A 21,713-nucleotide genomic window follows, 5' to 3' on the forward strand; every position below is an offset into this window, starting at 1 on the left:
TGAAATATCAACCCAGAATCTCTCTCAGAACAGGCAACGTTTTCAAAGTCCCAAAATCCTGCAGGTGCAACGCATAAAACACTTCATAACGATATAAAAGATTTCGCCTGAAATCATGATTAAGTTTTATATCATTTAATTCACCCGGCTGTTGCACCTTCAATAGTTGCGAAGTAACATATGCCTGTTTATCATCCAAAAAATGCGGGTGCGTTGGTTGCTGATCAACAAATTCTCCTTCCTGCAGATCCAGCCATTGATGTGAAGCAGAATAGTTATCATTAACCCGGAAGCCAAAGAAAACCGGCAGGTGCAATGTAAAAAACAACGGGAGGTTTGCCGTTACGGTATTGTTGGCTTCATCCAGGTGTAAGAACGCATCTTCTGCAAAATGGAAAAGATCCGGGTTGCTTTCAGGCTGTTTAAGGCATTTCGTGAGAAGTTCAATCATGTATAAGGCAACGGCGTTCTTTCGCACATCCGATAAAATGTGCTGATAGATATGCGCCCATTTAAATTCTTTGATCCGTTGCAGTTGCTTCAGTTCATTATGGTAGACAATCATGTCCAGGATGGCCGATGGTTGAAAAAGATTGGCTCTTCCACTTCCTTTCTTTGAAGACACTCTAACGCCATTCACCAGGTATGATTGCACTCCAAACAATTCGGTAAATATGGAAACGATCACACTGGTTTCGCCATACTTCACCGTACGAAGCACAATACCATTTGTATGATGCAGCTTATCCGACACGATTATTTATTTATAAAAACAATTTTTGCTACCTTCTTTTCTGTTCTCTCATCGTTGCTGACTAACACAAGATAAACACCTGTAGAGATTTTTCTTCCCCTGTAATCACGTCCATTCCAAACGGCCTGGCCACCCTGTGCTCTTGTTTGATATACTAACCGGCCATCAAGTTCTGTGATTTTTACGATGGCATTATTTACTAATCCTTTTATACCAATGCTACCTGAATACGCCGGAGGGACAGGATTTGGAAACACCGTTACTTCTTCATTTTTTTCACTTCCTTCGGTTGCGGTACTTCTGAACGAACAAATGCCCTTTGCTGTCGCAAAGAAAACTTCTCCCGTTTTTCCGTCGATCGCAACTCGTTTCACATCGTTACTCAATAATAAACTATTCTCTTCTGTAAATTGATAAATGACTTGTTCGCCTGTTGCACTGATGAGCCAAACTCCTTTTTCGGTTGCCACCCATTTTCTATTGGCTCCATCCACTGCGATGCTTCGCACTTCTTCGCCCTTAAACAAATAACCGGCAAAATTTCCCTGCTGTACCACGGGCCATATCGCATCACAACCCTGGCCACCAAAAACATCCTGCGTACATTGAACAACGCCAATGCCATTGTTGGTGCCGAACCAGAGAAAACCATTTTTATCTTTAGCTGCGCAAAAAACCATATCGCCGGGCAAATTGCCGCCGCCTGTTCCAGTGCTGAATTTCTTCCATCTGTCATCGCCGCTATTTTCAATCGACGATCCGTGATCGAGGCACAGCAAGCCGCCACCTTTTGCAATTACGATCCATTTATAATTATTATCGTCAATTACAATTTGTGTCAATGAATTTTCGGTGATCGAAAAGGGAATGGAAAACCGAATTAAACTGCCATCCGTCTTTTTCAGCAACAAAGGCTGGGAGGCGCCGTAATTGGAAATCCATAAATTATTTTCCCGATCAAAAGCTAAACCCGACACCCGGTAACTTTTCGGGTCATTGATAAATGGACCTAAATAATTTTCCTTAAAAATTTCAAATACAGAACCTGGTGCTGCATGTAACAACCCATCACCAAAAGAACCTGCCCAAATAGTTTCATCCTTTGGATCCACCGCAACGCTGATGAAATCCCGCAACGAATCCATTTGCAAAAAGTGTGAGCCATTTAAATTTGTCCATTTCCCTTCCTTTAATTGGTAAATACCATTTTGATTGTTCTCATTGGTCCAATTTGTTGTAACACTACCCGCGGCTGCATACAATGTGTTATTATAAACAACCATCTCACCGGTTGCAATTGAGTCGGGCGAGTTGGGCTGGTATTGTTCTTCCAACGACGTTCCCCGGAATTGCAAAAGTCCTTTTAGCTGGTCAGCTACCCATAATTCATCATTTAAGAATAGCGCTTTCGCTGGGTTGGAAGATCCCGCTGGTTGCTGGAGGGTAGTGAGTATTGACCCGGTACTGTTTAGAACTACGACCCTGGTGTCACCATTTATTTTTCGCTGGCAAAGAGTGATCTTATTTTCAGAAGCAAAAGAGTTTGTAATATTCCAGTCATCGGTGTAAAAAAAGCTCCAGGTGTTTCCATCAGGGGATATAAAGAGGGAGTCATTTTTTTCCGCTATTACCTTGTTGTCGATTATAAAGACATTTTGAAATGCGCCAGTAGTTAAACCGTTGGTATGGTGCAACAAAATCCAGTTGTTATGATCTGCAAGGTTATTGCCTGCTAATGGAGCTCTTTTTAATCCTTCCCGTGTAGCAGCGTAAAAGAAATTTGCATCACTGGTAATAGCATTGACCTTTAACTGGCTTCCTGTATTACCAATAAGCCAGGTGTCTTGTATCTCATATTTTTCGCCATCAATAACGATAATACCCAAGCCTGTTGACAGGTAGTAATTCTTCTCCTTTGAATAGACGTTATAAATCGTTTTATCCCCGACAATATTATCCCTTTTGATATCAGGTATGTTAATGACATCATTCCGGTACAGAATATCGATATTACTGGTATTATAGGCTATTACCAGTTTTTCATTCCGGGCGTCGTAGCTAATTGCACTAATTCCTGTTTCATTCAGTCCTGTGGTTCGGCTAAAGCGTTCTATTGCATTTTCCCTTTTTTGAATAACAAATAAACTATAGGGAGTTGCGGTAATAATATTCTCGCCGTCAGTGGTGATGTCGATGACACTCCGGTACGGCAAATGATCTCTCCACAGGCCAATAGCGGTGAGCGGTTGTTGCGCTTCCAATGAAAAAGATGAAACTAAAAGGGTTATAAGTAGTAGAGTTCTCACCCGTCAAAAATATTGCAAACAGGTGAATACCATTTTTATAGCTTAATGTCAGGGAATAAAGCCAAGATGAGACATTTTTATGTTTCTTTGCAGCCTTACCAGCATCCACCTATATCCTCTATTTTTTAATCAGGCTGGTAAAATATCAATACTATGTGGCGAAAAACCGGTCAATTCATCCTTGCTTATCGTTTCCCTCTTTTACTTATTCTTATAGCGGCAACAGCGTTGATGGGCTATTGGGCATCGAAGGTGGAACTGAGTTATGAATTCAGCCGTGCTATTCCCGTTAACCATCCAGCCAACAAAACATACCAGGCCTTTAAACAAAAATATGGGCAGGATGGCAACCTGCTCGTGATTGGTATCCAAACTCCTGATCTCTTTAAGGAAAAAATATTTAATGATTATGCTAACCTGCATCGCCAACTGAAAAAAGTAAGCGGCGTAATAGACGTTATTTCTGTTCCGTCCGCTGTTAACCTGGTAAAACAGCCGGAAACTGAGAAGCTAAATGCTGTAAATATTTTTCCTGAAAAAACACTCAGTCAGCCAGAGATTGATAGCAGCGCTGCCGTCTTTCGAAGCCTTCCTTTTTATCAGCACCTTTTATACAATCCACAGACAAATGCTTGGATGATGGGAGTAAGTATTGATAAAGTGATCATGAATTCCAAAAAAAGGAACGGTGTTGTAGCTGCTATCCGCAATTTGGCGGAAAGCTTTGGAAAAAATAATAACCAGGAAGTTTATTTGAGCGGCCTCCCGTTGATCCGCACAGAAATAGCTACCCGCATTGCCGACGAAATGAAATGGTTTTTGTTTGCCAGTGTTGTTTTATCGGCATTAATTCTTTTGTTATTCTTCCGTTCGTTCAGTGCGATGCTGCTGTCATTGGGAGTTGTGATAATCGGAGTGGTATGGAGTATGGCAACCATTCATCTCTGTGGTTACAAGATCACACTACTCACAGCTCTCATTCCGCCGCTAATTGTTGTAATTGGTATTCCCAACTGCATTTATTTTCTTAATAAATACCACACGGCTTATAATGATACCGGCGATCGTAAAGAGGCACTGATCACAATGGTAAGCCGGATGGGGATCGTAACACTGTTTTGTAACCTGGCAGCGGCTATCGGCTTTGCGGTATTTGCCCTGACCAGAAGTGAAATATTACAGGAGTTCGGAGTGGTAGCGGGGATAAACATCATGGCTTTGTTTTTCATCTCCCTTGTCCTGATCCCTGTTACTTTAAGTTATTTACCTGCTCCAAAGTCAAGACATACCAAGTACCTGCATAATCCAAGGCTTAATCGCTGGCTTGACCGGTTGGAACGGTGGAGCTTGAATCACCGCAAGCTGATATATATAGTCACGTTAATCATTATCGCATTCTCAATAGCTGGTATTTTCCGACTAAAAAGTGTTGGTTATATTGTCGATGATCTTCCAAAAACAGATAAGATCTATACAGACCTCAAATTTTTTGAAAAGAATTTTAAGGGAGTGATGCCTTTGGAGATATTAGTTGATACCAAAAAGAAATATGGTGTCAGCAGAAATTTAACTAACCTGCTCAAGATCGACTCCTTATCCCAATATCTTGCTACAATGCCTGAAATTGCAAGGCCATTGAGTATCGCTGAGGGGTTGAAATTTGCCAAACAGGCTTTTTTTGAGGGCGACAGCGCCAATTATTCCATGCCTGCTGAATATGACCTTCCGGCATTGGCACAATATCTTAGCTTTAAAAGTGATACCGGCACTGCAAAAAATTCTTTTTCAAAGCTGGTGTCCACTTTCATGGATACTGCGAGACAAGAGGCCCGTATCAGCATTTCAATGGCCGACGTGGGTAGTGCTCATCTTCCCGAAATCCTGGACAGCGTCAATAAAAAAGTGGACCAGTTATTTCCTAAAGAAAAATATACTGTACAATTAACAGGTACAAGCATCACCTTTTTAGAAGGCAGCAGTTTTATCATCAATGGACTAAAGGAAAGTGTTTTCTGGGCATTCCTGCTGATCGCTCTTTGCATGCTTTACCTGTTTAAGTCGGTTCGGATTTTGTTGTGTTCGCTTATTCCTAATATTATTCCATTGATCATTACAGCGGGAGTGATGGGATGGGCCGGTATTCCGCTGAAACCATCCACCGTGCTTGTTTTTAGTGTTGCGTTAGGAATTGCTATTGATATCACCATTCGTTTCCTCGTAAACTATAAACAGGAACTTCCGCACCAACAGTTTGATGTAAAAGACACGGTTATTGAAACCATTCATAGTACAGGCATCAGTATTATTTATACTTCGCTTGTATTAATAGCCGGGTTCATTATTTTTAGTTTTAGTGGTTTTGGCGGAACGCAGGCATTGGGATGGCTTACTTCATTAACATTGGTAACAGCTACGTTCACCAACCTCGTATTATTACCTGCGCTTCTTATTAATTTAATAAAGAACAAAAAAAGAAAATAGCTATTACCGCTATTTCATAAATGGGACCGGTTAGGGGCTTTCCTATCCAAGCAAAAAGGCCGCCCTCATGCAGCGTTTTGCCTGTAAATACTCTCATTTTTAGGTTACGGCAATGGCCATAAACCAGCATTTGGCAGTTATATTCCCTTTCTTAAGAATCTTACAGAACAAATAAACATTTACAGGAATATATCCTGGTGAGTTTTGAACTGTCATGAAAAAGTAAAGAGATATTAATCAACGTCTGTTGGATTTCAATGTTTTTGATAAACTCTTTGTAGTTTTATAGCAATCTGTACTTCCTATTTTAGTTGGTTATTTTTAAACATATGATCTGAAAACCTATTTAAAATTAAAATATGAGTATAAAAGCGTTGGGACGATCCAATGTTAAATCCGTCAAAACTATCTGCTTTCTTAGTTTTATAACCTTCCTACTTCTTTTTGAGTCTTCAGCAATTGCACAAGGCGGTACATTAAGGGGCAAAATAACTGATACCTTGGGAGTCCCATTGCAGGGTGTGTCCGTAACAGTAAAAAACACCACCAATGGAACAAGCACCAATTCCGCCGGCGACTTCACATTAAATGGTGTTCCGTCCCGTTCAACAATCGTGGTGAGCAATGTAGGTTTGGAGACGCAGGAGATACAACTTACCACCGGGCAAACTTCACTGAACCTCGTCATGAAAGTAGATGTGACCAGTATGCAGGATGTGATCGTAACTGGCTTCCAGCGAATCGATAAAAAGAAATTCACAGGTGCCGCCATCACGTTGAAAGCCCAGGATATAAAAATTGATGGGTTGGTGGATGTAAGCCGCATGCTCGAAGGCCGGGCTGCCGGGGTATCTGTTCAGAATGTATCCAGCACGTTCGGAAGTGCGCCTAAAGTCCGGGTTCGCGGCGCCACTTCTATTAATGGAGATAACAAACCGTTGTGGGTGGTAGATGGAGTGGTACTTGAGGACATCATCAACATTTCAAATGACCAATTATCAAGTGGCGACCCTACTACGTTACTGGGATCGTCAGTAGCCGGCATTAATGCGAATGATATTGAGACCTTCGACATTTTGAAAGATGCGGCAGCGACGGCCTTATACGGTGCCAGGGCCATGAATGGCGTGGTTGTGATTACAACCAAAAAAGGCCGTTCGGGCAAACTTGCTATTTCTTATACAGGCAACTTCAGTACCCAACTGAAACCCCGCTATCCAGAATATAATATCATGAATTCGGCACAGCAGATGTCTGTGTTGGGTGAATTGGAAAGAAAAGGATATCTAAATTCTGACATTTTAAGCCGGGCCAATTATGGAGTGTACGGTCAGATGCTAAACAGCCTGAATGCTGATGCCAATGGAAACTTTCCTTTAGAAAATACACCCGAGGCAAGAAAGGAATTTTTACTTCGCTATGCCAGGGCCAACACCGATTGGTTTGATCTTCTTTTCCGCAATTCACTTACGCAGGAACATTCTTTAAGTATTTCAGCAGGTACAGAAAAATCACAATCCTTTTTTTCAACCAGTTTTTATCACGACAATGGCTGGACTATTGCGGATAATGTAAAACGATACACACTCAACTTCCGAAATAACTATAATTTCAATGATCGATTAAGCGCCGGCTTTTTAACGGTTGGCTCAGTGCGTCAGCAACGGGCTCCAGGCACATTGAACCGGACAAGCAACCCCGTATCGGGACAGTTTGACCGGGAGTTCGATATCAATCCATTTAGTTATGCCCTGAATACAAACCGGGCTCTTACGGCGTATGATCAGAATGGGAATTTAGAATATTTCAGAAGAAATTTCGCCCCGTTCAATATTATCAATGAACTGGACAATAATTATATCGACCTGAATATTATTGACCTGAAATTACAAGGCGAGTTGGGATATAAGATCACCAAAAACTTGCGCTATGAATTTATTGGAGCATTGCGCTATGTTAAGTCATCAAGAGAGCACCAGATAACCGAAAACGCCAACATGGCCAATGCATACCGGGCTAATGAAAATGCGACGATGAACCGGAATAATAAATTTTTATATAGCGACCCCGATCATCCCGATGACCCAAGAGTGGTGGTATTGCCTTATGGCGGGTTCTATAACCGGACGGAAGATCAGTTGTTGAACTTTGATGTACGCAATAGTCTTAACTATTCCAACACAATTGCCGACAGGCATGATATAAACGTGTTGGTAGGTCAGCAGGTAAAATATGCAGACAGGCAAAATTTTAGCAGCACCGGCTACGGCTATCAATATGACAACGGAGGTATTCCGTTTATTGACTACCGGATACTCAAGCAAACAATCGAAGCCAACTTCCCTTACTATGGCATGACGAAATATTATGATCGCTTCGCTGCCTTTTATCTAAATGCGCAATATACCCTGGATAAGAAATATAATTTTTATGGGACGGTGCGTTATGATGGCTCCAACCTGTTGGGTTCTTCGCCAAGTGCGAGATGGTTACCAACCTGGAGTTTTGGTGGCTCATGGAATTTGGAGCAGGAAGCGTTTATGGAAGACATCGACTTCATTGACTATATGAAACTGCGGGCCAGCTATGGTATCACTGCCAGCCTTGGCCCTGCTACAAACTCCGCTATTGTGTTAAGAAGTGCCACTACTAACCGGCCTTATCCCGATGAAAGAGAATCGATCATCAATCTCATCAATCTCGAAAACGCCGATCTGACCTGGGAAAAAAACTACCAGGCAAATATTGGGGTTGACGCCGGATTTTTTAAAAATAGGTTGAATGTTAGTGTGGATGGTTATTCACGCCGGAGTTTTGACCTGATCAGTCGTATTAAAACATCAGGTATAGGCGGAGAGGCTTATAAAGCTGCCAACTATGCAGATATGGAATCCCGTGGATTCGAATTTCTCATCGGCGGGCAAATCTTGCGTCAAAAAAATCTTAACTGGAAAACAACATTGACTTTTGGCTATAACCAAACTGAAATTACCAATGCCCAGAATGTGCCACTTATTTTTGATTTGGTAAAGGCGGAGGGAGGTAACAGAGTTGGCTTCCCGGTTAACAGTCTTTTTTCATTAAAATTCCAGGGGCTGAACCCGGAAAACGGTATTCCCCGCTTCACCGATGAAACGGGTAAGGTAAACGAAGGTGTGTTTCTACAGGATGATAATATCGATTACCTCGTGTATGAGGGCCCTGTTGACCCAACTATTACAGGAGGCTTTTCAAATACGTTCGATTATAAAAATCTATCATTAAACGTTTTTATTACTTACCAGGCAGGTAACAAAATAAGATTGTATCCGGCTTTCCGCAGTTCGTATGTTGACCTGGACGCAATGCCAAAAGAATTTTTTGACCGCTGGGAAATGCGGGGTGATGAGAAAGTGACTAATGTTCCAGCAATTTCCGATAAATATTTTGATTATATCACCAGTGCTTCCGGGGCTTATCCTTATAATAACTATAACTATTCAGATGTAAGAGTGGTGGACGGCAGTTTTGTTCGGCTTAAAACAGTAGCACTTACTTATAGGCTTGGAGAAGCAGCATTAAAACGTTTGTCTGTTTTTAAAACCTTTTCGTTGACAGCGGCAGCTTCTAATTTCTGGTTGATTTATTCTGACAAAAAATTAAAAGGACAGGATCCAGAGTTTTTTAATGCAGGCGGTGTAGCACAGCCCATACAGAAGCAAATAACCTTATCACTTAAAGTTGGGCTTTAAAAAATTTTCATACTCATGAAACAAGGAAAAATAAAACACAAAATTAATTACCTACCCGGGTTGTTTGCTGCAATTGCATTGCTGACTGCATCGTGCAATAAATATTTGGAGAAAGAACCAGATAACAGGGCTACGCTGGAGACGCCTGAAAAAATTGCACAACTACTGGGCACCGCTTACCCGCAGGCTAATTATGTTCCTTTTACAGAAACCTACTCTGATAATGTCGGTGACATCGGGTTTGGTGATGCAGGCTCCCCGGATCTTAACACATCAAATGCTGATGCTTATTTTTTCAGAGATACCCGATCCATTGGTGAAGACACGCCGGAGTTTTATTGGTTTGCCTGTTATAAAGCCATTGCTGCTTGTAACCAGGCGTTGGAAACGATCAGCAAGGCGCAAAATCAAAACGATTACGTTGCATTAAGAGGCGAAGCCTTGGTCGCAAGAGCTTATGCTCATTTCATGCTGGTAAATCTATATTCCAAATTTTATGATCCTGCAACGGCTGCATCAGACCCCGGCATTCCTTATGTTACAGAGCCTGAAAAAAACTTTATTAAACAGTATACAAGAGGAACGGTGGCAAGTGTGTATGAGATGATTGAAAAAGATTTGTTGGCGGGACTTCCTTATATCGATGACAAGACCTATAAAATTCCAAAGTATCATTTCAACAAAGCCGCAGCCAATGCTTTTGCCGCCCGGTTTTTTCTTTACAAAAAAGATTACGCCAAAGTAATTCAGTATGCCCGCGAAGCCGTTCCAAATAATAATTTTTTACCCAACCTGCGACCCTGGAATACGATCTATACATCTATTGGATTAAATGACATCGGGCCACGTTATGCAAAAGCTACAGAAAATGCTAACCTTTTATTGGCGGAGACTAAATCGTATTGGTTCCGCACAAATATCGCAGCCCGCTATGCGATGACGGCAGCAGTCAGAGATCTTTTATTGAGAAATGCTCCGGTATCAGGCGGTCAATGGGCTTTCCCCACCGGTAGCTATGTCGACAACCATTTTGTAGTTCCTAAAATTGATGAATACTTTGTGTTGGTTTCTGTCAATGCAGAAATTGGTGATGGCTATGTAATGGTTCCCCTCTTTACAGTAGAAGAAGTATTATTTAACCTCGCCGAAGCCTATACCTACAACAACCAGTTGAATGAGGCGATAGCTTTATTGAATGTCTATCTCAGCACAAGGATAGAAGGATATAGCACCTCCCATAATATAAGCGCTGCTAAAATCAATGCTTATTACAATACAACAAATACCCAGGAAGGACTACTGAAGACAATACTTGCTTACAAGCGCAGTGAGTTTGTACATGAAGGAATGCGCTGGTTCGACATACAGCGGTACAAATTTACTGTTACACATACCACAACGAGTGGCGAACAACATGTTTTAACACCCGACGATCCACGTCGTTTGTTTCAATTGCCGGCAACTGTAAAACAATCAGGAATAGAACAAAACCCCAGATAACTTAATAAAAGATAACTATGCGTTTTTTAAATATATCCTTAACCGTAATATTATTTTCCTTTGCAGTGACTTCCTGTGAAAAAGAAGATGCACTGAATGTGGATGATATTCCCGGGCTCGGTGGCGATACCTGGGTGAAGGGCCCGATTGATCAATGGTTATATGATACATTGACGGTGCCTTTTAATATTGCCACCAAATACAAATGGGACCAGTTTGAACTGGAAGTAAATAAAACCATCGTTCCACCAAAAGAAGAAAAGGTAATACCGGTAATGCGGGCGGTAAAGAAAACGTGGATTGATCCCTATGTGTCCCAGGCTGGTGAATTGTTCTTCAAAAAATATTCTCCAAAGTTTTTTGTTTTGGCAGGCAGTGCCAGTTGGAATCTGGACGGGAGCATAACGCTTGGCACCGCTGAAGGCGGCCGTAAAGTTGTTTTATACCTGCTAAATGATTTCAAAAATAAAACGATGCCGGGTTATGTGCCTGCAGATTCTGTGGTACCGAAGCAGATGTTTCATGTAATACATCATGAATTTGGCCATGTGCTCGACCAAACTATTCGTCGACCGGTGGAGTTTGATGCCGTTTGTGCCGGCTTTTATTCAAGCGACTGGATCAACACCAATGATGCGGAAGCTATGAAAGATGGATTTATTACCGCTTATGCTTTGTCGAATCCGTTTGAAGATTTTGTAGAAATGGTTTCTATCATGTTGATAGAAGGCAGATCAGGCTTTGACAGGATGGTAAACGGTATAACCGGTACCAGTGTAAGAGGAACGACTCCTGAAGAAGCAAAAGCAAGACTCAGGCTTAAGGAATCAATAGTGGTAAATTATTTCAAGCAGGCGTGGTCCATTGATTTTTACAGCCTGCAAACCAGGGTAAGGACTGCTATTCAAAATGAGATTTATTAATTGACAATCTGTGATGATTGTAAAAAGAAATTACATGAAGAGAATTTTTTTATTTTTTCTACCGATAGTGTTGATTGTTTCATCGTGTAAAAAAGATGATGATACTGCCTTTGAACAATCACCCGATGAACGTATCAATGAAGCGATAGCAAAATATCAATCGGCGCTGACAGGTTCGGCAACAGGCTGGAATGCAACTATCAGAACAGGTAATGGCGGCATTTATCATTTTCACTTTCGGTTTAATGAAACAAACAGGGTATTTATGTTTGCTGACATAAACCTGGAAACCGCTTCAACTGTACGAGAAAGCAGTTATCGCCTGAAAGCCCTGCAAACACCTGCACTTATTTTTGATACGTATTCTTACCTGCATATTTTATCAGACCCTGATGCCAGAGTTAATGGCGGGAATTTTGGTTTAGGTCTTTCTTCCGATTTCGAATTTTCGCTTGATTCATTGGCCACTGACAGTATCAAACTTACCGGCAGAGTTAATAATACCAAGGTGACGTTGGTAAGGGCGACGCAACAGGATCTGGACGCCTGGCAAAACGGCCAGTGGGCAAGAGTGCTGGCATTTGAAAATATCAATAAGATCCCCACGTACTTTAAGCGAATAAATATCGGCGGCACTAACTACGAAGTAAGAGTTGATCTCGTCAGCAGAACCATTACTTTTACGTGGGTAGATGGAAGCGGCAACCTGCAACAATTCACTACCGGCTATAACTACAACTCTTCGGGTATCGTTTTTCTCACGCCATTTAATGCTGGTTCGCAAACAGTGAACGGTTTGGAAATTACCGGGTGGGATGCGACCAACTTGTTGATAAATGTAAAAGTGAATGGTACCGCAGCTACAATTGCCGGCGCTGCGCAACCGCTTAAAGTTGACCTGACGGCACCCAGGAGATGGTGGAATTTTGCTACCAATAATGACAGCCTTTATTGGGTATCATTCAATGGCTTTACAGTAGATGGAGTGCCGGATGCCTACAACATTACCTCTCTCAACAGGTATTATTTTTTAATATACTGGCCTGAATTTGAAACAGGAAATGACTTATTTGCTCCAATTTTCTTAAACACTGCAGGTGATAGGCTTGAATTGCAGTATGGCGCAGCACCAGATACCCCCCAGTTTACAGGAGACGGAAGAGCTGTTTTTACATCACTGAACTTTCAATATGGCACCTATCCATCAACCGGACCAGCCAGGTTGAGCAGAAATCAACTCCTGATACCACAGGGTTACTATTTCATTCAAACCAGTCCAACCAGCTATGATATGGTAAGCGCCGCAGACGCCAGGGCCTGGATTACCTGGCAATGGCTTTTTTAATGGAAGAATTTTTCGAAAATAACCTGGAGACAATTTTTTAAAGTCGGAAATAAAATAATTCTGATCAACCAAATTATATTTTAAAAGTTTGCATAAATTGATTGTAATTAAGCCAGATCGCCTGGTAATTTTTCCCAAAACGTAACATCTAACTTTTAAATAATAAAAAATTAAAGCTATGAGACTAAAATTGTTCCCAATAACTTTCGTGTTTGCTTCAGCAATTGCAATAGTAATGTCTTCTTGTGCAAAAGATGGTGATCAGGGACCCGCGGGTGCTGCCGGTCCTGCTGGACCTGCTGGGCCGGCCGGAGCTGCAGGACCTGCCGGGCCTGCAGGAACGGCTAATGTGATTTATTCTGCGTGGCTAACTTCAGCATTTAAGGCTGATACATTCAGAACTACAGGAAACGTTCTCGATACAGCTGGTTTTTATGTCGATATTGATGCTCCAAAATTAGACTTAGCTATGCTGGATAGAGGAGAAATGAAAGTGTATGTAAATCTTGGCACTCCTGCTGAACCGGTTGTTTATCCTCTTCCTTTTTTAGGTGCTGTATATATAGAACCGATTTTTTTGTTGAATACTGTTGAAATATATTCAAGTGGTTCAAAGTCACCCAATTTGCAGGCTGCTTTGGGTCAGACGCCTTTTCGATACATACTCATCCCCGGTGGAACCGCCGGTAGAACGGCTCCGGGAGGAAAAACAATTGACTGGAATAACTATAAGGAAGTGCAGGCGTACCTGGGATTAAAGGATTAGAAATAGAATCTCAGAATTTAAATTCACCAAAGCACATTTAAGAGATACATGAGCAATCCGATGGTCCGGCAACCGTCGGATTGCTCATGTTCGATAGATTTATCACTGTGTGCCCCCATTTTTCAATCGCTTAGGTGAACACGGATTGAACGTAATAAAATAAAATCAGACTTTATGAAACAAAAGATTTTTGCAATCCCCTATTATCCGATAATAGCAATTATTATACTACTGGCCTCTTGTAAAAAAGGCGATACCGGTTCGCAAGGCCCTGCAGGACCCTCCGGGACTGCCAATGTTTTTTATACAGAATGGTTTAATGTAGACTACAATGCCGAGACCGATTCAAACGGTGATACTATAAGGTTTTTTGCTACTATCCCGGCTCCCCGGCTTGTCGATTCAATTATAGCAAAAGGTGAAATAAAAGTGTATTTTAATAAGAGTGTTCCTACCCAGCCTGATGTGGTACCCCTTCCGTATTTCGATCCCATTTATTTTGATCCGGCAGTAGTGTTAAACCCGAAATTTAATCCGGGATTAATTTATCTATCATCAAATTATAACATGGGAACATTTGACGAAGGTGCACAGAAACGTTATCAATACAGGTATATTCTCATTCCCGGCGGCACAGCAGGTCGGGCTGCACCAGGAGGAAAAACAATTGACTGGAATAATTACAAAGAAGTGCAGGCATACCTCGGCCTAAAGGATTAAACAGACTTTTTTCAAAATACTATTTCACGGCGCATCAATAGCAAAGCCGGTCATACTGACCGGCTTTGTTGATTTTATTCAAAGTGATAAATTCTCTAATGCAGTACTTCAGTTAACTTCTGTTCCAACATTGGACCTCTTAATGCTTGCCCAATCACTTTACCCTGGGGATCTATTAATACATTAAACGGAATACCATCAAATCGATACAAGGATACAACCGGGCTGTTCCAGAATTGCAGATCGCTGATATTAGTCCATGTCAGTTTATCATCATTGATCGCTTTTAACCATTTGTCTTTTTGACCTGGCCGGTCAAGTGATACCCCGAGTACAGTAAAATTTTTATCCTTGAATTGCTGGTACGCTTTTACGAGATTAGGATTTTCTCTTCGGCAAGGCCCACACCAGCTTGCCCAAAAATCAACCAGTACATATTTGCCGCGGAATGAACTCAACTTTATTTCTTTTCCATTCACATCGGGCATAGAAAAATCAGGGGCCTCTTTACCCACCCAATTGGCCAGTATTTCTTTTTGAGCCTGTTTATCCAATGTGGCTTTGATGACGGCTACCGCTTGGTGTGTTGGATATTTTTTTGCTGCTTCATTCACAATAGTTGTCACCTCCTCATTACTTAATGGCTCCAATCCAAAGCCGGCATTATTGGCTGTTGACTGATAGTAACCCAACTCAAACATGATGAGGGCCGGGTTATTTGCTTTCACTAAGGCCTCTTCAGAATAACTTTTAATTTTCCCAGCCAGTGATTTTTGCTCTGCCATTAATGGGAAAAGTAAACTATCAGCTGCACCTGTTCTTTGTAGACTATCGGCCTGGCGGGCTATTCCAAATATTTTTTGCAGGTCATTATTAAAAGCATACATAAAGTCTTTCATCTGCTGGCTTGCAGGTGAACCTTCTACTTCATACTTTTCAGCAAACTCACTGTTTTCCTTGCTCAGTTGAATAGTTAATTTAACTTTCTCTACATCATTGATCACCGAAGCAACGGGGTATTTATTTTGATCGAGACGAAGATTATAAACAACAGACTCACCCGCATCAGTTGTCAAAGAAAATTTTCCGTCTTTGCCCAATGCAGCTGAATCAGCCAGCGTTGGCTGCATAGTAGCTGCCGGAATTTTTTCCAGGTAAATCATTTTTGCGTTGCTGTTGGAAACAGTTCCGCTTACTGAAAATTTTTTCTCTTTAGACGCCCCGCCACACGAAATCAATATGGTCGTTGCTAATCCAGCAACAAGAAAACTGCGCATGCTTTATAATTTAAAATGACAACAGTCCGGTGCTGTTTTATTATGGTTTAAGTTTCTCCAACAATATCTCGTTAGTAGCTTTTGGATCGGCCTTTCCTTTTGATCGTTTCATTACTTCACCAACGAATAAGGATAGCAAACCCTTCTTACCTTTTTTATATTCCTTCACTTTCTCAGCATGTTTCTCCAGGACTTCATTAATAATCGGCTCAAGACTACCAGCATCCGATTGTTGAATAAGATTTTGACTGATTGCTATCTGTTCGGGATCTCCTGCCGGATCATTTAATAACAGAGAAAGTAATTTGCCGGAAGCAACAGAAAAACTGAGCTTGCCATTATCAATTAATCCTATCAATTTGGCTATCTGCCCGGGGTTCAACGGAAATTCTTCAACTCCCTTATTATTTTCATTCAACCATGACTTCAACGGTCCCAGCATCCAATTGGATGCAGCCTTATAATTAGCTGTTTGTTCAGCAATTTTTTCAAAATAATCAGCGATCTTTTTTTCATCACTAAGAACGTAGGCGTCATATTCAGGAAGCTTCCAGGCAGAAACATATTTTCCTACCCTATCCTCCTGTAATGCCGGAATTGATCGACGGATCGATTCAATAAAATCTTCCTCTAAATTGAATGGTGTGAGATCGGGATCAGGAAAATAGCGATAATCATCAGCGTCTTCCTTGTCACGAATGGCGAATGTAGTTCCGTTATTAGCGTCAAAACTTCTCGTTTGCTGCAAAATAGTTTCGCCTTTATCCAGCATACCCATGAGACGTTTTGCTTCAAAGTCAATAGCACGTTTGACGTTCCGGATACTATTGAGATTTTTTACTTCCACTTTTGTCCCCAGTTTGGGATCGCCTTTGCGGCGCACTGACACGTTTGCATCACAGCGAAAACTTCCCTCCTCCATGTTACCGTCACAAACTTCCAGGTATCTCACCAGCTTACGCAATTCAGTCAAGTAGCTATATGCTTCGTCACTGCTCCTGATATCCGGTTCGCTTACTATTTCGATCAGCGGGGTGCCGGCCCGGTTGTAGTCGATACAAGTATTGTTTTCATCTACATCGTGCAGGCTTTTACCTGCATCCTCTTCCATATGAATCCGGTTGAGCCGGATGCTTTTCTCTTCGCCATTTACTTTTATCTTAACAAAGCCATTTTTACAAATAGGAGTAGTGTGTTGCGAAACCTGGTAACCTTTGGGAAGATCGGGGTAGAAATAGTTTTTACGGGCAAAATAATTTTGTCGCTCGATCTCGCAATGACAGGCAAGGCCCATTTTAATGGCAAATTCAATGGCCTTTTTGTTCATTTTGGGCAGCGTCCCCGGATGTGCAAGGGTGATCGGGCTTACCTGTGTATTGGGTTCGGAACCATAGGCAATACTATCGCCACAAAAAAGCTTGCTTTGGGTAAGCAATTGAGCATGTACTTCCAGCCCAACTACAATCTCATATATATCCTGGTTGGTCATTTTTTTAAAAGTCAGCAAAAATAACCCATTTTGGCGGGCTGAACTGTTATAAAAAAAGCAAACCCCGTCTTTTGAACGGGGTGCGCATGCTCGATGTATATATGATTAAAGATCTGCTGTTTTCAGCTTACGGGGAATTTTTACCTCCACGTTTTCTGTCTTGCCTTTTCTAAGCAATTTCACTTTTACTGAAACTTTGTCCTTATTTTCTTTCATCAATTTCGCAATTTCATCTGCGCTATTTACGGCTTTGCCATCTACTTCGGTAATGATATCATCTTCTTTTATACCAGCTTTTGCCGCATTGCCTTCTTCATCTACCTCAAGCACATTTACACCCTTTCCATCCTCTGTGTCCTGAACTGAGATGCCTAATTTTGGACCACCACCGGACCAACTCCAGTTCATACGGGGCGTAGTGATCCGGGGCAGCGTTTGTGCATGGGGAGCAAAATCGCCCATATCCATTTTAAAACCTTCCATACCCGGAACAGTAGTAAACACATTTACGCCTTTCCATTTGGTCAATTCAGCAGTAACTGTTTGTTCTTTTTTATCTCTCAGGAAAGTAACTGTTACCTTGTCGCCGGGTTTACGGGCTTTTATAGCTTTTGAAAGATCATCAGGACCTTCGATCCTGGAATCCCCAATTTTTGTAATGACGTCTCCTTCCTTCAAACCTGCCTTTTCAGCCGCACTACCTTCTGTAACATTTTCCACTTCTGCACCCTTGTCTGCCTGTTCGGTGGACACGCCCAACATGGCCTTATTTTCGTCTATATTGAACATTTTGAAATGGTCACCATTCAAGGTGCTGCTGAAGTTGTCATTGCCTCCAAATGCCCATACATCTTTTATTTTGTGGCGCTTAACCGAAATATCACCATCCTTGTCATCGTCCTTAAGCTCTTTACCATTTACAATTACTTTATCACCAATCACCTCAACCACCACTTTATCATCCTTTTTGCCTTTGCGGGTAATAATGATCTGCTCCGCTTCTTTTTTCTCCTTATCCTCTTTTTCTTTTTGGGCCAGCAACGAACCTGGCGCCATGAGGCCGGCAGCCAATATCGTGAAGGAAATCGTTTTAATAAGCTGTTTCATTTGTTGTTGTTTTATTTAACTACGTTAATTTTCGTAGATCAAATATAAATACATTTCTTTAAATACGAAGCGTTTCGGAAATGTTAAATAGCATTCATCAGCGAAAGGAAAATTTCAGGGATAAGTGGGCAGAGATATATAACACTCGGTTACAAAAGATCAGGCCTGGCCTACCATTTGCCGTAATTTTACTAAGTAATTTCCGTCGTCTAAATATGCGGGATTTCGCAAATAAAATAGCATTTTTGACATCGCCACCAAAACGAACTGTGATACTCTATGTTAAAGATTTTAGCCATAAGCTGTATAGTCTTGTGTGTCATAATCATCACCTACGTTGTCATCATCTACATGGAGTCACGCAACTATAAAAATCCAAAAAAAGGGAAGAAAAACCCTTATTGATCTACAAAAGTTCCCTCACCGCCTCGATCACCTGCACCTGTTTCAAATTTCCCACATCCTGTCCGCCTGCTGTCGCCAAAGTTTTCTGACCACCACCGCCACCTTTGAAACCCCAAACCCCTAAAGGGGCTTAAGTACCTTTCTCATTCCAAAAATCATCAAACCCTTTTTGGTCATCAACCAGTTGAGTTAACATTGATCTTCCCGCTTCTTTTAACATTTTGAAAATATCAATACTGTTAAGATTAAATTTAGCTGAGCCTTGTTTAGCAAGCTTATTCCCTCCATAATATCTTTCTTGCATATGTGGTTCAACAACACTAATTATATTGTCAACATTGCAATTATTAAACATAAATGAATCTTTTGCTGCATTTATATGTATAAAAAAGCAAAAACTTTTTTCGATTTCAGAAGATATTACTAGTAACGAATTTTTATATCTAGGCTTGATCGAAAAGACAATATTCTTCAACACGTCAATAGAATACCCATCAACCATAGCACTAATAAAAGTATATTCTCCTATTTTTTCGACATGATTTGATATAATATCATTTATTAGCTTGTTAGCTGCTGATGCTTCAATACTTGATATTCGCTTTTCCAATAAATCCTTTTCGGATAATACCTTTTCAAGTCCTTTAATAACATCTTGCGGGTTCTTTAAATATTGCTTAATCCTTTTTATTATTGAAAGTTCATTGTCAATATATTTTTCAGCTTCTGCACCGCTTACGGCTTCAATTCGGCGAACGCCGGCTGCTATAGCACTTTCTTGCTTTATTTTAAATATACCTAGTTCACCAGTTGCTGAAACATGCGTCCCCCCACATAGTTCAATCGAGTATTCCGGATCAATAATCACCACACGAACCGTTTCACCGTATTTTTCACCAAACAAGGCCATTGCCCCAAGCTTCAATGCCTCATCTTTCGGTAATTCTTTTATAACAACCGGGATATTGGCTCTTATCTTTTCGTTCACCAATGATTCCACCTGCTTCATTTCCTCGTCCGTCATTTTTGAGAAATGAGAGAAGTCGAAACGCAACACATCCGGTGAAACCAATGATCCTTTTTGTGCAACATGGGTTCCCAATACCTGCCGCAAGGCTGCATGCAATAAATGGGTAGCGGTGTGATTATAAGTGATGTTTTGACGGTTTACCGGGTTTACAGTGGCTGTTACCGTCGAAAAAATATTTTTTGGCAGCCTATCCGTGAACTGGAGGATAAGATCATTTTCTTTTTTGGTGTCTGTTACTATAATTTCCTCTTCTTCGAAAGTTAAAATGCCTTTGTCGCCAACCTGGCCACCACTTTCGGCATAGAAGGGTGTAGTTTCCAGCACCAGTTGATACTGCTCCTTCCCTTTCCCCTTCACTTTCCGGTATTTCACCACCTGTGTTTCTACCTGCAGATCATTATAACCGACAAAATTTGTTTTATCGGCTTTATACACCTCAACCCAATCTTCGGTATCGACAAGTGTGGCGGCACGGGAACGTTCTTTTTGCTGTTTCATTTCCGTGTCGAAACCAGCCTCGTCAATTGACAATTTATTTTCAGCAGCAATTAATCTTGTGAGGTCTATCGGGAAACCGAATGTATCAAATAATTCAAACGCATTTTTTCCATCAATTGTTCCTGATTTGTTTGCTGAAATGATCTCATCAATTTTTTTCAAGCCTTTTTCCAATGTTCTCAAAAATGCTTCCTCTTCCTCCTTAATTACTTTGGTTACAAACTCAGCCTGATTATATAATTCCGGAAATACATATTTGAATTGTAAAGCCAATTCTACTACCAGTTGATTTAATAAAGGCTGTTTAAAATCCAAATAGGAATAATAATAACGCACCGCTCTCCTCAGTATCCGTCTGATCACATAACCGGCACCGGTATTAGAAGGAAGTTGGCCGTCAGCAATTGTAAAACTGATAGCCCGGATATGATCGGCTATCACTCTAAAAGCGATTGCCTGTTTGGCCCCTTCCCGACCTCCCCCCACAGGGGAGGCTTCGTATTTTTTACCGACGATCTTTTCAGTAGCAGCGATAGTACCGGTGAAAACATCGGTGTCGTAATTACTTCGCTTTCCCTGTAATACCCTAACCAGTCTTTCAAAGCCCATCCCGGTATCTACGTGTTTGGCAGGCAAGGGTTCGAGGCTTCCATCTTTTTTCCGGTTAAACTGGATGAATACATTGTTCCAGATTTCTATCACCTGTGGATGATCATTGTTCACCAATGTTTTTCCATCCACCTGTTTTTTTTCCTCCGCTGTTCTGCAATCGACATGTATTTCGGTGCAGGGACCACAGGGGCCGGTATCACCCATTTCCCAGAAATTGTCTTTTTTATTGCCCAACAAAATCCTGTCTTCTGCTATATATTCTTTCCATTCGTTATAGGCTTCTTCATCTTTAGGCAGGCCTTCTTTTTCATCGCCTTCGAAAATGGTCACGTAGAGGCGATCTTTTTCCAGCTTGTAAACTTCTGTCAATAACTCCCAGCTCCAGGCAATTGCTTCTTTTTTGAAATACCCGCCTGCCGGACGGGCAGGATCACCAAAACTCCAGTTGCCCAGCATCTCAAACATGGTGTGGTGATAGGTGTCGACCCCCACTTCTTCCAGGTCGTTATGCTTTCCGCTGACACGTAAACATTTTTGTGTATCGGCCACCCTCGGATAAGAAGATTTTTTATTGCCCAGGAAAAAATCCTTGAACTGGTTCATGCCCGCATTGGTAAACATCAGGGTCGGGTCATTTTTGATAACAATGGGAGCCGATGGCACTATCTCATGTCCTTTGGATTGAAAAAAATCAAGAAACTGTTTACGTATTTCGCTTGAAGTCATTTTTTAAAAATTTTGGCCAAATGAGATTGATTTTTAGCAATTT

The 21,713-nt window shown here is 41.3% G+C and carries 13 protein-coding genes; 7 read left to right on the forward strand and 6 right to left on the reverse strand.

Features of this window, described 5'->3' with window-relative positions; translation table 11 throughout:
* Window positions 1–7: 7 nt before the first annotated feature.
* Both recO and porZ read right to left on the reverse strand, forming a co-directional pair.
* Window positions 8–754, reverse strand: coding sequence for a DNA repair protein RecO (gene recO / locus P2W73_RS15615; protein ID WP_276503004.1), 747 nt, complete (start codon window positions 752–754; stop codon window positions 8–10).
* Between the two features lie 2 nt (window positions 755–756).
* Window positions 757–3,060, reverse strand: a complete 2,304-nt coding sequence (porZ, locus tag P2W73_RS15620) for a type IX secretion system anionic LPS delivery protein PorZ (RefSeq protein ID WP_276503005.1) — start codon at window positions 3,058–3,060, stop codon at window positions 757–759.
* Between the two features lie 153 nt (window positions 3,061–3,213).
* Between porZ and P2W73_RS15625 the strand changes: the two genes are divergently transcribed.
* From P2W73_RS15625 to P2W73_RS15655, 7 genes are all read left to right on the forward strand, one after another.
* Window positions 3,214–5,541, forward strand: coding sequence for an efflux RND transporter permease subunit (locus tag P2W73_RS15625; RefSeq protein ID WP_276503006.1), 2,328 nt, complete (start codon window positions 3,214–3,216; stop codon window positions 5,539–5,541).
* 359 nt (window positions 5,542–5,900) lie between these two features.
* Entirely contained in the window at window positions 5,901–9,272 is a 3,372-nt protein-coding gene (locus P2W73_RS15630; protein ID WP_276503007.1) for a SusC/RagA family TonB-linked outer membrane protein, read from the forward strand.
* Between the two features lie 15 nt (window positions 9,273–9,287).
* On the forward strand, window positions 9,288–10,772 hold the full coding sequence (locus tag P2W73_RS15635) for a RagB/SusD family nutrient uptake outer membrane protein (RefSeq protein ID WP_276503008.1): 1,485 nt from the start codon (window positions 9,288–9,290) through the stop codon (window positions 10,770–10,772).
* 17 nt (window positions 10,773–10,789) lie between these two features.
* Window positions 10,790–11,695 carry a zinc-binding metallopeptidase gene (locus P2W73_RS15640; RefSeq protein ID WP_276503009.1) on the forward strand — a complete coding sequence of 302 codons (906 nt, stop codon included), beginning with the start codon at window positions 10,790–10,792 and terminating at the stop codon, window positions 11,693–11,695.
* 34 nt (window positions 11,696–11,729) lie between these two features.
* Entirely contained in the window at window positions 11,730–13,040 is a 1,311-nt protein-coding gene (locus P2W73_RS15645; RefSeq protein ID WP_276503010.1) for a DUF4302 domain-containing protein, read from the forward strand.
* A gap of 178 nt (window positions 13,041–13,218) precedes the next feature.
* Window positions 13,219–13,806: a hypothetical protein gene (locus P2W73_RS15650; protein ID WP_276503011.1), complete on the forward strand. Its 588-nt coding sequence runs from the start codon at window positions 13,219–13,221 to the stop codon at window positions 13,804–13,806.
* A 174-nt stretch (window positions 13,807–13,980) separates the two neighbouring features.
* Window positions 13,981–14,526 carry a hypothetical protein gene (locus P2W73_RS15655; RefSeq protein ID WP_276503012.1) on the forward strand — a complete coding sequence of 182 codons (546 nt, stop codon included), beginning with the start codon at window positions 13,981–13,983 and terminating at the stop codon, window positions 14,524–14,526.
* 95 nt (window positions 14,527–14,621) lie between these two features.
* Here the strand turns inward: P2W73_RS15655 and P2W73_RS15660 are convergent, their stop codons facing one another.
* The 4 genes from P2W73_RS15660 to alaS all read right to left on the reverse strand — a co-directional run bounded on the left by P2W73_RS15660 (window position 14,622) and on the right by alaS (window position 21,670).
* Window positions 14,622–15,803 (reverse strand): TlpA disulfide reductase family protein, encoded by a 1,182-nt coding sequence (locus P2W73_RS15660; protein WP_276503013.1) that lies wholly within the window; start codon window positions 15,801–15,803, stop codon window positions 14,622–14,624.
* A gap of 40 nt (window positions 15,804–15,843) precedes the next feature.
* The gene (gene gatB, locus P2W73_RS15665) at window positions 15,844–17,292 is read right to left on the reverse strand and encodes an Asp-tRNA(Asn)/Glu-tRNA(Gln) amidotransferase subunit GatB (protein WP_276503014.1); all 1,449 of its coding nucleotides are present in this window, start codon (window positions 17,290–17,292) and stop codon (window positions 15,844–15,846) included.
* 105 nt (window positions 17,293–17,397) lie between these two features.
* Entirely contained in the window at window positions 17,398–18,399 is a 1,002-nt protein-coding gene (locus tag P2W73_RS15670) for a PDZ domain-containing protein (RefSeq protein WP_276503015.1), read from the reverse strand.
* 535 nt (window positions 18,400–18,934) lie between these two features.
* Entirely contained in the window at window positions 18,935–21,670 is a 2,736-nt protein-coding gene (gene alaS / locus P2W73_RS15675) for an alanine--tRNA ligase (protein WP_276503016.1), read from the reverse strand.
* Window positions 21,671–21,713 lie beyond the last annotated feature (43 nt).

This window comes from Terrimonas pollutisoli (assembly GCF_029360765.1).
Classification (GTDB): domain Bacteria; phylum Bacteroidota; class Bacteroidia; order Chitinophagales; family Chitinophagaceae; genus Terrimonas_B; species Terrimonas_B pollutisoli.